This window comes from Mycolicibacter heraklionensis, assembly GCF_001021505.1.
GTDB lineage: Bacteria > Actinomycetota > Actinomycetes > Mycobacteriales > Mycobacteriaceae > Mycobacterium > Mycobacterium heraklionense.
Genome location: NZ_LDPO01000002.1, coordinates 236,259 through 250,464, shown reverse-complemented (window position 1 = coordinate 250,464; position 14,206 = coordinate 236,259). Strand labels below are relative to the sequence as shown.

Below are 14,206 nucleotides of genomic sequence, written 5' to 3'. Positions count from 1 at the left end.
CTGGAGACCCCGCCGTGCCCGGGTCGCCGACGGCGACGTAGTCAGTCGTGTAGACCGCGCATCACGATTCGGTCCCACATCCGATCGGTCAACACGGCTCGCGCCAGCACGGTGGCCTTGCCGGAGAGCCCAACCACGTAGCGCGGTCTGGGATTTTTGGCCCGGACCACGCGCAACACGGCACGGGCGACGACATCTGGCTCGATCATCACGCCGCGCTTGGCAGAGAGCTGGCGGGTGTTGTCGGCGTAGTGGATCTTGAAGCTGCGGTAGGGATCATCGTCGGCGTAGGACGGTTGCGCCTCCTGCTGCGAGGTGACGAACGGGGTCCGCACCGCGGTCGGGTCCAGCAGCACCACCCGCACCCCGAACGGGGCGACTTCGGCGCGCAACGACAGCGACAGCGCCTCCATGCCGTACTTGATCACGTGGTAGCCACCGGCTCCCGGGCTGGCGAACCGCCCGCCGGTACTGCCGATGTTGACGATGACGCCGGACCTGCGCCGGCGCATTCCCGGCAGGACTGTCTGGATTAAGTGAAGTGTCGCAACCACATTGGTCTCGAACAGGCTGCGCAAGTCATCGAGAGCCACTTGTTCGAGCGGACACGTCAGCGGAAATCCCGCGCTGTTGACCAGGACATCGACCCCGCCGTGGTCCGCGGTGATCTCCGCGACCAGCCGATCCACCGCGGCCTCATCGGTGACATCGAGGGCGCGCGCGATCAGCCCGCGTGACGCAAGGCGTTGCAGCGCTTCGGGATTGCGTCCCACCGCGAAGACACGGTAGCCGGCGGCCTGCAGCCGGTCGGCGGTCGCCTCGCCGATCCCGCTCGTCGCTCCGGTGACCAGCGCTACCGGCTGGCCGCTCATCGGGTGCCGGTGTGCCCGGACGGTGCGGCGGCGGGGTCCACGCCCGCCTCGGCCGGCACCAGCTCGACGGGCAGGTGCTCCAGGCCGCGCATCGTCGCATTGACCAGGTGGCGGTGCTCCCCGGCCAGCCTGATGGCCTTGACATGGGGGATGAGCTGCGTCAACACCCGGCTCACTTCGATGCGGGTCAGATGGGTGCCCAGGCAGTAATGCGCGCCGCCACCGAAGGCGAGGTGGTCGGTCGGATTGCGGTCCAGGTCGAACGTGTCGGGATCCGGGTAGTGCGCCGGGTCGCGGTTAGCGGCCGCGTAGAGCACCAGCACCCGCGCACCAGCCGGGATGGTGTGGTCGCCGACCCGATAGTCGCGGGTCGCGGTCCGGTAGAACCCCTGCACCGGGGAGACCAGCCGCAGTTGCTCTTCGATGGCTGCGGGGATCAGCTCGGGGTGTTCGCGCAGCCGGGTGTAGACGTCCGGGCGCTGCGCCAGCGTCAGAAACAGACCCGAGATGAGGTTCGTGGTGGTCTCGCTGCCAGCGCCGACCAGCATCGACGCGGTCCAGAACACCTCGTCGTCGGAGAGGGTGTCGTCCCCGCTGGGCGCCGCCAGCATGGAGATCAGGTCGTCGCCGGGCTCAGCGCGGCGCGCCTTGATCATCGGGTAGAGGCTGCGGTACATCGCGGCAACCGCCTGGCTGGAGCGCATGTTCATCGTCATCCCGCGCAGGTTCAGCGGTGCGAACGCGGCCTCATTGATGGTGTCCGCCCATTCCAGGAACTGGTGGCGGTCTTCCTGCGGTATCGCCAGCATCATGGTGATCAACCGGTTCGGAAGCGGCTTGGCCAGGTCGGCCACGATCTCGACGCGCCCGCGCTTGATCATCGCGGCGACGAGTTCGTCGGCGGCGCGGTTGATGTTGATCTCCCACGACTTCATCGCCCGGGGAGTGAACGCCCGCGACACCGACCGGCGCAGCCGGGTGTGCACCGGCGGGTCGGTGGCGTTCATAGTCTGCAGGTGCACCCGGAACCGGGCCTGGCTCTCCGCCGAGGACAACGCCTCGTCGTCGCGCAACGCCTGCCGGACCTCGTCATAGCCCGGAATGATCCAGATGCCGCGCTTGCGGCTGTACCAGACCTTCGGACCGTTGAACAGCGTGCGATATCCCGGGTAGGGGTCGTGCATCGTCTCGGGCGCGAACGGGTCGAAGTCGGTCAGCGGCGCGGTTTCGCGGCCGGTCAGGGCGTACCGGTAGGCGGTCGCCCGGTCGCGGACCACCCCGATAAGCCCGTCGGTGCCGATCTTGAGCAGACTGGCGCGAAAACGAAGCCGACGCGTCAGGTCCTTCTGATCCATCTGGCAAGCCCCTCATCACGATCGTCGGGTTGGGAGCGCGACTGGCCCGCGATCGGCCAGTAGCCGCCACCCTAACCCGGTTGCCTCCGTCGCCTGAAGGGACGTCGGTCACCAAAGAAGCGCCGGAGCACCGGGACGTCAGTCCCGATCCGCTCCGGCGCTTCGACGCGGCGTCCTCAGTCCTTGACGAGGTCGAAAATGCGGTAGGTGATCTCGCCCCGGTCCAGGTCGCGGTAGAACAGCGACCCCTCCACCACGGCGAACTCCCGGGCGAAGCGGCGCAGGAAGAACGGCATCCGCTCGTTGATCAGATCGTTGGAGCGCGGCGAGTTGGCCGCCAGGCCGCGAACGACCTCCCGGCTGATGTCGCGCTCGTTGACCAGCCGCAGCGGCGGGGTGGCCAAGGTCTGCTGCCAGGACTCGATGTCCTCTTTGGCGCGGAAGTCGGTGTGCAGGAAGTGCCCGCCCGGACGCAGCACCCGTCCCACCTCACGGACGAACTGCGCGAAGTCGGGGTAGATGTGCGAGGCCTCCACGTTGACCACCGCGTCGAACGAGTTGTCGCCGAACGGCAGGTTCAGTGCGTCACCCTGCACGAAGTCCAAGCCCGGCACCTGGTGACGCTTCTGGCAGAAGGCGACGCCGTCGGGGTTGAAGTCCAGGCCGGTGTAGGAGGCGGGCTTGAGGGTCCGAGCCAGGAAAGATGCGCCGCCGCCGTGGCCGGAGCTGACTTCCAGCACCTTCTTGCCGGTCAGGTCGATCTGGGTGGCGGTCTGGTGGTAGAGCTGGATCGAGTACCGGTTCGGCTCGTCGGCCTCATCCAGCTTCAGGCCCAGCGGGGGGTCCTGCTCATAGCCCCAGTTGAGGAAGACGACGTCGTCGTGTCCCATCCGCTTGGTCATGAACGGGTACCAGTATTTGAAGGCCTTCTTGTACAGCGGCATCGCCGAGATGCGGTAAACCAGATCGGCGCCGACTTTTTCCAAGGTCTCAGATGGGGAACGCACCATACCGAAAGTATGGCACAGCTGGAAGCGGGCTTTAGACCTCGGTGAGTTGCACCGGCAGCTGCGCCCGTTGCGGTTCACCGCGGTACCGCGACGGCGCTCCGTCGATCTTGCAGATGCGCCACATCAGGCGCGCGGCGGGATTCATCAGTCCGAGCCCGTGGCACACCATCCGAACGTCGGCGAACATGTCCCGCCACGTCTGGCGTGCTTCCGGAGTACCGAAGAACCACTGCTTGCGCGCCGACTTCGGAACACCGAACTCGCGGAAGAACTTGCGGGGCGGCACCACCATCGCCTGGCCGAGCATCCGCATGACCACGGGCACGTACAGCGAGAGAAAGAACCGGCTGCTCCACCACAGTCGAGGCACCCGCCGCTCCAGGTACTTGTGGGCGAACGAGATGTGCCGTGCCTCTTCGGCGACGTGGATGCCGATCATCCGCCGGATGATCGCGGGCACGCTGTCCTCTTCGCGAAGGGCAAGGGTCTGCAGGTAGTCGAACGGGACCTCGCCGGCCAGGACCCCGAAGAAGAACGAGTTGGGCAACGGCCCGGCGTACAGCGGCACTAATGGGGAGAGCAGCCGCAGCCACCGCGGCATACCGGGCACATCGACTCCGATGCGGTTCACCAACTCCTGGAACATCAGAGTGTGGTTGCATTCCTCGATGCACTCGTGCAGGCAGTAGCGGTACTCCGGCGAGCCGTTCGGCACCCAGAACGTGTAGTGCATGAGGCCCCGCACCAGAATGCCCTCGAACTGCACACCGACCTTGGCCATGTTGGCCTGGCGCCACATGCCCATCGCGATCTTCTTCTCCAGGGGCTGCGCCTGATACCAGGGGTGGCGGCCCAGTGGGTCCGCTCCCGACAGCACCCAGCGGGGGTCATCCGCTTTGACCGCGAGTTCGGGATCATTCCAGTCGATGTCGACATACGGGTTGAAGTTGCGTCGCACCGAGCTTTCGGACAGCGTCGCCAACGTTTCTCCGTAAGAGACGTCGTCCCCGACGTACATGGCGTTCTTCAAGCGTCTGACCAGGTACAAACCGGCATAGGGTACCGAGGCGATCGCCAAAATGCCGGCCAGCAACCAGCAGATGTCGATCACGACGGTCGGCATTGGAACCATCCTCTAAATTCCGGGCCCCCTGGCCCCCAGAGTCGCACCCATCCTGGGGTGGGACAGCCGAAGCTTACCGTCAAGTTTGGCAAAACAGTAAGGTTTGCCCGTTCACTTGAGTGTGATCGGCATCATGTTGGTATCAGGCGGCGGCCATTACTTTATCTTGCCGCGGCGGGACCCCCGAAAATGGGGCTGACCTGCGCGCACAGCGACATATTGCGGCCTTGGGGTAGCGTGTTCTCCTTATGGGGACCCAGCAATACGACGCCGTCATCGTGGGCGCGGGCTTCGGCGGCATCGGCACGGCTATCCAACTCAACAAGCTGGGCTACGAGAACATCGTCATCGTCGACCGCTTGGACGGTCTTGGTGGCACCTGGCGGGTCAACCACTATCCGGGCCTGTCCGTCGACCAGCCGTCGACCACCTATTCCTATTGGTTCGAGCCCAACCCGTACTGGTCGCGGCTGTTCGCGCCCGGTAACGAGGTCCAGGCCTACGCCGAGCATGTCGCGAAGAAGTACGACGTCGAGCGCTTCATGCGCTTCAACACCACGGTCGACGGCGCCCAGTGGGACGAGGACGCGAAGGTATGGCGGACGTCGCTGGCCGGCGGCGAGACGCTGACGTCGCAGTTCCTCATCGTCGCCACCGGCTTCCTCTGCCAGCCGAAGATCCCGGACATCCCCGGCATCGACACCTTCGCCGGCCACATCGTGCACACCGCGGAGTGGGACCACGACTACTCGATGGCCGGGCGCCGCGCGGCGGTCATCGGAACCGGCTCCACCGGGATCCAGGTGATCCCCGAGCTGGCCAAAGAGGTCGCCGATCTGACGGTGTACCAGCGCACCCCGATCCTGGTGACGCCCAAGTCCGACGTGGTCTTCCCGCCCGTGGTGCAAAGGATGTTCGCCCGGGTGCCGTTCACCCAGCGCATCGTGCGGTGGCTCACCGACAACACCACCGACTTCATGATGGTCCTGACCATGTGGCGCTACCGGCGCTTCAAGTTCGTCAACAAGGCGATGGCGGCCCAATCGGCGCTGCATCGGCGTCGGGCGGTGCGGGATCGCGAACTCGCCGAGAAGATGCGGCCCGATTTCGACTTCGGCTGCAAGCGTCCGTCGATCTCCAACGACTACTACCCGACATTCGCCAAGCCGAATGTGCATCTGGTGACCGAGGGGATCGAGCGGATCGAACCCGACGGCATCGTGGCGCGCGACGGCACCAAGCGCGAGATCGACACCCTGGTGCTGGCGACGGGATATGATGTGTGGGAGGGCAACCTGCCGGCGATCGAGGTGATCGGTCGCGGCGGGCGCAACCTGGGCAAATGGTGGCGTGAGACCCGTTTCCAGGCTTACCAGGGCATGACCGCCCCGCAATTTCCGAACTTCATCAACATGTCCAGCCCGTTCTCGTGGGTCGGGCTGTCCTGGTTCAACACCGTCGAATACCAGACCCGGCACATGAACCGGTTGTTCAGTGAGGTGCAGCGGCGCCAGGCGCAGACGTTCGAAGTCACCGAGGAAGCCAACACCCGGTTCTACGAGCGGATGATGAGCCTGCTGGACAGCTCGGTGTTCCACCTCGGCAACTGCGCGACGTCGAATTCCTACTGGTTCAACCAGAACACCGGGGAGGCTCCGCTCTTCCGGCCGACCTCGGTGCGCAGCGCTGTGAAGGAGCAGGACCACTTCCCGCTCTCGGACTATCTGATCGGATAGTTTCCGCTGCTACGGTCCTGAACAGGGGGTTACAGTGATCGTTTGGGCACATTGTCAGGTGAGGGGCCGCAGAAAGTGACGCGTACACACCACCTGAACCACGACCGGTCGTCCGCGGCCGCATTCGTCCGCCGGTTCGCGTGGCCGATCATCGTCGGCTGGGTGGCGATCACCGCGCTGGTGAGCATCGCGGTCCCGCCGCTGGAGCAGGTCGCCAAGGAACACCCGGTGTCGTTGAGCGCCAAAGACTCACCGTCGATTCAAGCGATGGCACGGCTGGGGCACGACTTCGCCGAGTCCAACACCGACAGCGCGGCGATGATCGTCATCGAAGGCGACGAGCCCCTCGGCGACGCCGCTCACCACTACTACAACGAGCTGATCGCCCAGCTCAACGCCGACACCAAACACGTCCAGCACATCCAGGACTTCTGGGGGGACCCGCTCACCGCGGGAGGCGCCCAAAGTTCGGACGGCAAGGCCGCATTGGTTCAGCTGAACCTCGCCGGAAACCAGGGTGAGGCGCTGGCCAACGACTCCGTCGAGGCGGTCCGCGACGTCGTGGCCCGCACACCGGCGCCCCCGGGGGTGCGGGCCTACGTCACCGGCCCGGCGCCGATGGTCACCGATATGAACACCAGCGGCGACCGGGCGGTGCTCAAGATCCTGGTGGCCACCGTCTCGGTGATCTCGCTGATGCTGCTGCTGTTGTACCGATCGATCAGCACCGTCGCGCTGCTGCTGGCCGTCGTCGGGGTCGAGCTGGCGGCGGCGCGCGGCATCGTCGCCTTCCTGGGGCACAACGACCTGATCGGGTTGTCCACGTTCGCGATCAACATCCTGGTGACCTTGGCGATCGCCGCCGGCACCGACTACGGCATCTTCTTCATCGGCCGCTACCACGAAGCCCGCCATGCCGGCGAAGACCCGGAGACGGCGTACTTCACCACCTATCGCGGCGTCGCCCATGTGGTGCTGGCCTCGGGCCTGACCATCGCGGGCGCCACGTTCTGCCTGAGCTTCACCCGGTTGCCGGTGTTTCAGACCATGGGTGTGCCGTGTGCGGTCGGCATGCTGGTCGCGGTGGCGATCGCGCTGACGCTGGTCCCAGCGGTGCTGGCTGTCGCCACTCGCCGCGGGCTGCTCGAACCGCGGCGCAAGATGTCCGACCGAGGCTGGCGCAAGGTGGGCACAGCGATCGTGCGCTGGCCCGGCCCCATCTTCGTGGCCGCCTGCGCGATCGCGCTGGTCGGCCTGCTCGCGCTGCCCGGCTACAAGGTGAGCTACAAGGACCCGTCGTTCATCCCGCAGGACACGCCGGCCAACCTCGGCTGGGCGGCCGCGGCGCGGCACTTCCCGGAATCGCGCCTGCTGCCGGAGGTGCTGCTGATCGAATCCGATCACGACATGCGCAACTCCGCGGACTTCCTGGTGCTCAACAAGCTGGCCAAGAGCGTGTTCGCCGTCGAGGGTGTCGCGATGGTGCAGGGAGTGACCCGGCCGGAGGGCACTCCGCTCGGACACACCTCGATTCCGTTCCTGCTCAGCATGCAGAACGCCGGGCAGATGCAGAACCTGGACTTCGTCAAGAGCCGGGTGGCCGACATGCGCCAGCAAGCCGACGATCTCGAGGGCACCATCGCGTCGCTGCAGCGGATGTACGCGCTGATGCAGCAGCTGGGTGCTAACACCCATCACGCGACCGGGGTCTCGCAGGAGGCGATGGACCTGGCCCAGCAGGTGCGCGGCAACATCACCGACTTGAACGAGAACTCGAAGTCGCTTCGCGAATCCGTTGAGAAGCAACAGAATTGCGGCAGTGATTCCACCTGCTTGTCGCTGCGGGCGGCGTACGCGTCGATGGACGGCACGATGCTGCTCACCGACAAGATCAACGAGCTGGCGCCCGACATGAGCAACATCGATGTGGTGACGCCTCAGCTGCTGGCAATGATGCCGGCGCAGATCGCCGCCTTGCGCAGCCTGCAGACCATGATGCTCACCTTGCACAGCACCATGTCGGGCATCATGGCGCAGATCGAGGAGGTCGGCGGCGACTCGGCGGCAATGGGTCAGGACTTCGACGCGGCGAAAAGCGACGACTCGTTCTACCTGCCCCGCGAGGCTTTCGACAACCCGGACTTCAAACGCGTGATCCAGCTGTTCCTGTCGCCGGACGGGCATGCGGCGCGCTTCTTCATCACCCACGACGGCTACCCGGCCACTCCGGAGGGCATGGCGCGGGTCAACCTGATCAAGAAGGCCGCCGCCGAGTCCTTGAAGGGCACCCCGCTGTCGAGCGCCAAGGTCTACGTGGCGGGCACCGCCGCGCTCTTCAACGACTTGCAGGGCAGCGCCGACTACGACCTGCTGATCGCCGGAATCACCTCTCTGGCAATCATTTTCATCATCATGCTGTTGATCACTCGCAGCTTCATCGCCTCCGTGGTGATCGTCGGGACTGTCCTGGCGTCGCTGGGGGCTTCGTTCGGCCTGTCGGTACTGCTGTGGCAGTACATCTTCGGCATCCACCTGCACTGGCTGGTGATGGTGATGTCGGTGATCATCCTGTTGGCGGTGGGCTGTGACTACAACCTGCTCCTGGTCGCTCGGTTCAAAGAGGAGATGGGCGCCGGACTGAAGACCGGCATCATCCGGACCATGGGCGGCACCGGCAAGGTCGTCACCGCTGCCGGGCTGGTGTTCGCCTTCACCATGGCGTCGATGCTCGTCAGTGACCTGCGGGTGGTGGGCCAGGTGGGCACCACGATCGGCCTCGGCCTGCTGTTCGACACGCTGGTGGTGCGCTCGTTCATGATGCCGTCGATGGCGGCGCTGCTGGGGCGGTGGTTCTGGTGGCCGCTGAACGTGCGGGAGCACCCGGCGCGGGCGGTGTCGGTGGCCGCGCCGGTTGCCGCGGGAGGCAAATCCGACGAGCATGACCGGACCTTCGAGGACATGGTGGCCACGGCGTTCCCGGAGCTGTCCGCCCGGCCTGCGAAGGCGGCGGACGAAGACCGGCCCACCGAAGTGCTGGCCGCGATTCAGCCGCCGGAGGACGAGACCGACCACTGAGCTGGGGCTGAACCGGCTCTGGTCAGTGCGCCACCGTGTGGGCTAGATTTAAACGAGTCCTGATTGTAGAAATCATTCGCGGGTCTGACGCGGCGTTCAACGGTGCCCGCCGGGGTCGTTGGACCGGTCCGGAGGGGAGCGCCACACATGTCCGATGCAGCCCTTTCTGCCGCTTTGGAGCGTGAGCATCTGCAGATCGACGCCGGAATCAGAGCCTTCCTGGGGGACCTCGAGGGCGGCAGCGTCGACGCCGACGGCCTCAGCGCGACATTGGCTGTGCTGCGACGCCACATCTACCTGGAGGAACAGCTGCTGTTCCCGCCGATCAGCAGGGGCGCCCACATGATGGCGGTCTTCGGGATGATCCGGGGCCATGGCGAGATCTGGCGCACCATGAACGCGCTCGACGACCTGGCCCGCGCCGGCGCGGACCATGCCACGCTACGAGGCGCCTGCTGCCGGCTGCTGGACCAGCTCGCCGACCACAACAAGGTGGAGGAGCCGGTGATCTACCCGGCCGCCGACACTGGGTTGGCACCGGAAGTGGCCGCAGCAGTGGCCGAATTCCTTGCTGTCGGACGGATGCCCGAAGGGTGGACCTGCGCACGGGGAGCGGCCTGAGCCGTCAGGCTTCGCCGGCGATGAGCGCCGAGAGGCCGGCGTGATAGGCGGCCAAGCTGTGCCGCCAGCCGATGTCGACCGCGCCGCCGCTGTCCACGGCGATGTCGGCGCCCACGTGCACATACGGCGCGGGCGGCACCAGCGGGACGATGTCGAGGAAGTTCACCACGCGGTAGCAGCATTCGATGGCGGCGTCGAAAGCGGCCTTGAAGTCGGCCACGCCGACTCGCGGGCCACCGAATGTGGTCAGCCGCGGCTCGAGGGTGTTCGGTGGCATCCCCTGGGCGACATCCGGGGCGGCCAGGACGGCCAGGGCGGCACCGAGGCTGTGCCCGGTGATGAGAATCTGGCGGCACTTGCTGGTCGTAGCGGCCAGGTTAGCGACGATGGCCGCGCGAACGCAGCCGTAGACCTCCTGGAAACCGGCGTGCACCTGCCCGAACCCCCGCACCGGCGCGTAGGGCGCCGGGACGAAGTCGAAATCGGCGATCCAGTCCGCCACATCGGAGCTGCCGCGAAAAGCGAGGAACGCGGTGCCACTGGCGGTGTCATGGCCCATCAACCCGAAAATGTTGGTGTCCTTGGCCATCGCCTTCGCAGGATGCTGCTCGGGCAGGCCGGCCAGGTGTGCCGGGTCGGCCTCGATCAGCGCAGTACGGGTGAAGCCGGGCGGCAGTGTGGGCGCAGCGCCGGACATCACGGTGTAGGCCGCCGATGCCAGGGGCAGCACCACGTCGCGGGCGTACGACGGGCTGAATGCCACGTTGATCAGTGTAGAAGTCCCAGCCCTGCCGGCACGGGTCTTGGTGGCAGGCCTTAGACTTCCGACCAACGGCATCGATCCGGCCATCACCGGGGAGCCTTCGGAAGAACCGCCGGACTACTCCTGGGGAACGGCTCAGTAGAACCGAACGGGACGGCCCGTCACAGCCCGACATCGAGCGGTCGCGCCCCAGGACGGGTGTGCGGCAAGCGGGGTGGTACCGCGGCGCTCGCGCAACCGCGCGGCGTCGTCCCCGGGCCGGGCCCTTGGGAGACGACACACCGTGAGCGAACGCAGCTATCCGAAGCCGGCCGCCGGCGCCCCCGACTTCCCGGCAGCCGAGGCCGAGGTCCTCGACTACTGGGCCGCCGACGACACTTTCCGGGCCAGCATCGCCCGCCGTGACGGCGCGCAGGAGTACGTGTTCTACGACGGGCCGCCGTTCGCCAACGGCCTGCCGCACTACGGACATCTGCTGACCGGCTACGTCAAGGACATCGTGCCGCGCTACCGCACCATGCGCGGCTACAAAGTGGAGCGCCGGTTCGGCTGGGACACCCACGGGCTGCCCGCCGAACTCGAGGTGGAGCGCCAGCTCGGCATCACCGACAAGTCGCAGATCGACGCCATGGGCATCGCCGCGTTCAACCAGGCGTGCCGGGAGTCGGTGCTGCGCTACACCTCCGAGTGGCAGGCCTACGTCACCCGCCAGGCCCGCTGGGTGGACTTCGACAACGACTACAAGACCCTCGACCTGCCGTTCATGGAGTCGGTGCTGTGGGCGTTCAAGCAGCTCTGGGACAAGGGCCTGGCCTACGAGGGCTACCGGGTGCTGCCGTACTGCTGGCGCGACGAGACCCCGCTGTCCAACCACGAGCTGCGGATGGACGACGACGTCTACAAGAGCCGCCAAGACCCGGCGCTGACCGTCGGGTTCCGGATCGTTGGCGGCGGACCGGCCGGTGATCTCGAGGGTGCTCACCTGTTGGTGTGGACCACCACCCCGTGGACACTGCCGTCCAACCAGGCGGTCGCGGTCAACCCGGGCGTGACGTATGTGCAGGTCGCGGCGGGGGAGCGACGATACCTGCTGGCCGAGGCGCGACTGGGCGCCTACGCCCGCGAGCTCGGTCTGGGCGAGGGCGACGAGCCCCAGGTGCTGGGCAGCTACCGCGGCTCGGAGCTGCTCGGGCTGCAGTACGCGCCGCCGTTCCCGTACTTCATGGACTCGCCGAATGCCTTCCGGGTGCTGGCCGCGGACTTTGTGTCCACCGAGGACGGCACCGGCATCGTGCACCTGGCGCCGGCCTACGGCGAGGACGACAAGAACACCACCGACCCGGCCGGAATCACCCCGGTGACGCCGGTGGACGCCAAGGGCCGCTTCGACTCGACCGTGCCCGACTACGCCGGCCAGCACGTCTTCGACGCGAACAAGGCGATCATCGCCGACCTCAAGAACGGCACCGGCCCGGCCGCGGCCAACGGCGCGGTGCTGGTGCGCCATGAGACCTACGAGCACCCGTACCCGCACTGCTGGCGCTGCCGCAACCCGCTGATCTACAAGGCGGTGTCGTCGTGGTTCGTCCGGGTCACCGAATTCCGGGACCGGATGGTCGAACTCAACGAGCAGATCACCTGGTACCCCGAGCACATCAAGGACGGGATCTTCGGCAACTGGCTGCGTGGTGCGCGCGACTGGTCGATCTCCCGAAACCGCTACTGGGGCACCCCGATTCCGGTGTGGAAGTCCGACGATCCGGCCTACCCGCGGATCGATGTCTACGGCAGCCTGGATGAGCTGGAGCGCGACTTCGGGGTGCGGCCCGACAATCTGCACCGGCCCTATATCGACGAGCTGACCCGGCCCAATCCCGACGACCCGACCGGCCGTTCGACGATGCGGCGGATCCCCGACGTGCTGGACGTGTGGTTCGACTCCGGGTCCATGCCGTATGCCCAGGTGCATTACCCGTTCGAGAACTCCGAATGGTTCGACGGCGGCGCGGGGCAGGCAGCTCACTACCCGGGTGACTTCATCGTCGAATACATCGGCCAGACCCGCGGCTGGTTCTACATGATGCATGTGCTGGCGACCGCGTTGTTCGACCGACCGGCGTTCAAAACCTGTGTGGCGCACGGCATTGTGCTGGGCAGCGACGGGCAGAAGATGAGCAAGTCGTTGCGCAACTACCCGGACGTGAGCGAGGTGTTCGACCGCGACGGCTCCGACGCCATGCGCTGGTTCCTGATGGCCTCGCCGATCCTGCGCGGCGGGAACCTGATCGTCACCGAGGCGGGCATCCGGGAAGGCGTGCGCCAGGTGATGCTGCCGCTGACCAACGCCTACAGCTTCCTGACGCTGTATGCCCCGAAACCCGGTGTCTGGCGCACCGATTCGGCACACGTGCTGGATCGTTACATCCTGGCCAAGCTGGCGTCGCTGCGCGACGACCTGACCGAGGCCCTGGACGTCTGCGACATCTCCGGTGCCTGCGAGCAACTGCGACAGTTCACCGAAGCACTGACCAACTGGTATGTGCGGCGCTCCCGGCAACGGTTCTGGGACGAAGACGCCGACGCGATCGACACCCTGCACACCGTGCTGGAGGTCACCGCGCGGCTGGCCGCGCCGCTGCTGCCGCTGACCACCGAGGTGATCTGGCGCGGTGTCACCGGGGAGCGGTCGGTCCATCTGACCGACTGGCCCGAGGCCGCCGATCTGCCCGCGGACGCCGCGCTGGTGGCGGCGATGGACCAGGTGCGCGAGGTGTGCTCGGCTGCGTCGTCGGTGCGCAAGGCGCACCAACTGCGGGTCCGGTTGCCGCTGCCCAAACTCAACGTCGCCGTCGACGACCCGCAGCGGCTGGCGCCGTTCACCGACCTGATCGCCGACGAGCTGAATGTCAAGGCGGTCGAGTTGACCGACGACATCGCCGGCTACGGGCGATTCGATCTGGCGGTCAACGCGAAGGTGGCCGGTCCCCGCCTGGGCAAGGACGTGCAGGCCGCGATCAAAGCGGTCAAAGCGGGCGAGGGTGTCGTCAACCCGGACGGCACGCTGAGCGCCGGGGCGTTGATCTTGCTCGAGGGCGAGTACACCTCCAAGCTGGTGGCCGCCGACCCGGAGTACACCGTCGCGTTGCCCGAAGGCGCCGGCCTGGTGGTGCTCGACAGCGCCGTGACGCCCGAACTGGAAGCCGAGGGCTGGGCCAAGGACCGCATCCGGGAACTGCAAGAGCTGCGCAAAAGCAGCGGCCTGGAGGTGTCCGACCGGATCAGTGTGGTGATCGCGGTGCCCGAGCAGCGGCTGGCCTGGGCGCAGACTCATGCCGAGTTGATCGCCGGAGAAATCTTGGCGACCAGTTTCGAATTCGGCGACCCGGCCGATTCCGTGGAAATCGGGGACGGCGTGCGGGTGTCCATCACCAAGGCCTGACACTTCGGCGTCGGAATTGCGACTCCGGCCAGGGCTGACTTTCTCGCGGCCAGATTCTTATGGTCGACGGCGGCCGGTGGCCGGGGCCTGCGTCGTTCGCTGTTGACGGCTCGAACACGGCATTTATGCAGTATGTGGTGGTAAAAAACGCCTCCGCCGATGTGCGCGGGCGCCGCCGGTGCGGGGGGTGAAACATCGGTGAAACAGCCCTG

9 protein-coding genes are annotated in these 14,206 nt (G+C 66.6%); 4 read left to right on the top strand and 5 right to left on the bottom strand.

Annotation, left to right across the window (positions count from 1 at the left end; translation table 11 throughout):
* Nucleotides 1–41: 41 nt before the first annotated feature.
* The 4 genes from ABW16_RS04600 to ABW16_RS04585 form a co-directional block, all read right to left on the bottom strand.
* Complete coding sequence (locus tag ABW16_RS04600; RefSeq protein ID WP_047317951.1) at nt 42–872, bottom strand: SDR family NAD(P)-dependent oxidoreductase; 831 nt, start codon at nt 870–872, stop codon at nt 42–44.
* Nucleotides 869–2,227: a cytochrome P450 gene (locus ABW16_RS04595; RefSeq protein WP_047317950.1), complete on the bottom strand. Its 1,359-nt coding sequence runs from the start codon at nt 2,225–2,227 to the stop codon at nt 869–871. Before ABW16_RS04595 ends, ABW16_RS04600 begins: the two co-directional genes overlap by 4 nt.
* 176 nt (nt 2,228–2,403) lie before the next feature.
* On the bottom strand, nt 2,404–3,171 hold the full coding sequence (locus ABW16_RS04590; RefSeq protein ID WP_047318121.1) for a phthiotriol/phenolphthiotriol dimycocerosates methyltransferase: 768 nt from the start codon (nt 3,169–3,171) through the stop codon (nt 2,404–2,406).
* A 97-nt stretch (nt 3,172–3,268) separates the two neighbouring features.
* A complete protein-coding gene (locus ABW16_RS04585) occupies nt 3,269–4,360 on the bottom strand; it encodes an AurF N-oxygenase family protein (protein ID WP_200900615.1) in 1,092 nt (363 codons plus the stop codon).
* 248 nt (nt 4,361–4,608) lie between these two features.
* Here ABW16_RS04585 and ABW16_RS04580 point away from each other — a divergent pair, with 248 nt between their 5' ends.
* From ABW16_RS04580 to ABW16_RS04570, 3 genes are all read left to right on the top strand, one after another.
* Nucleotides 4,609–6,096, top strand: coding sequence for a flavin-containing monooxygenase (locus tag ABW16_RS04580; protein WP_047317949.1), 1,488 nt, complete (start codon nt 4,609–4,611; stop codon nt 6,094–6,096).
* 75 nt (nt 6,097–6,171) lie between these two features.
* Nucleotides 6,172–9,171: an MMPL/RND family transporter gene (locus ABW16_RS04575; protein ID WP_200900614.1), complete on the top strand. Its 3,000-nt coding sequence runs from the start codon at nt 6,172–6,174 to the stop codon at nt 9,169–9,171.
* Between the two features lie 147 nt (nt 9,172–9,318).
* Nucleotides 9,319–9,792 carry a hemerythrin domain-containing protein gene (locus tag ABW16_RS04570; protein ID WP_047317948.1) on the top strand — a complete coding sequence of 158 codons (474 nt, stop codon included), beginning with the start codon at nt 9,319–9,321 and terminating at the stop codon, nt 9,790–9,792.
* Between the two features lie 4 nt (nt 9,793–9,796).
* On the opposite strand, the gene ABW16_RS04565 is transcribed toward ABW16_RS04570, so the two are convergent.
* Nucleotides 9,797–10,555: a lipase family protein gene (locus tag ABW16_RS04565; protein ID WP_047317947.1), complete on the bottom strand. Its 759-nt coding sequence runs from the start codon at nt 10,553–10,555 to the stop codon at nt 9,797–9,799.
* Between the two features lie 283 nt (nt 10,556–10,838).
* Between ABW16_RS04565 and ileS the strand changes: the two genes are divergently transcribed.
* Nucleotides 10,839–13,994: an isoleucine--tRNA ligase gene (gene ileS, locus ABW16_RS04560; protein ID WP_047317946.1), complete on the top strand. Its 3,156-nt coding sequence runs from the start codon at nt 10,839–10,841 to the stop codon at nt 13,992–13,994.
* Nucleotides 13,995–14,206: the final 212 nt, after the last annotated feature.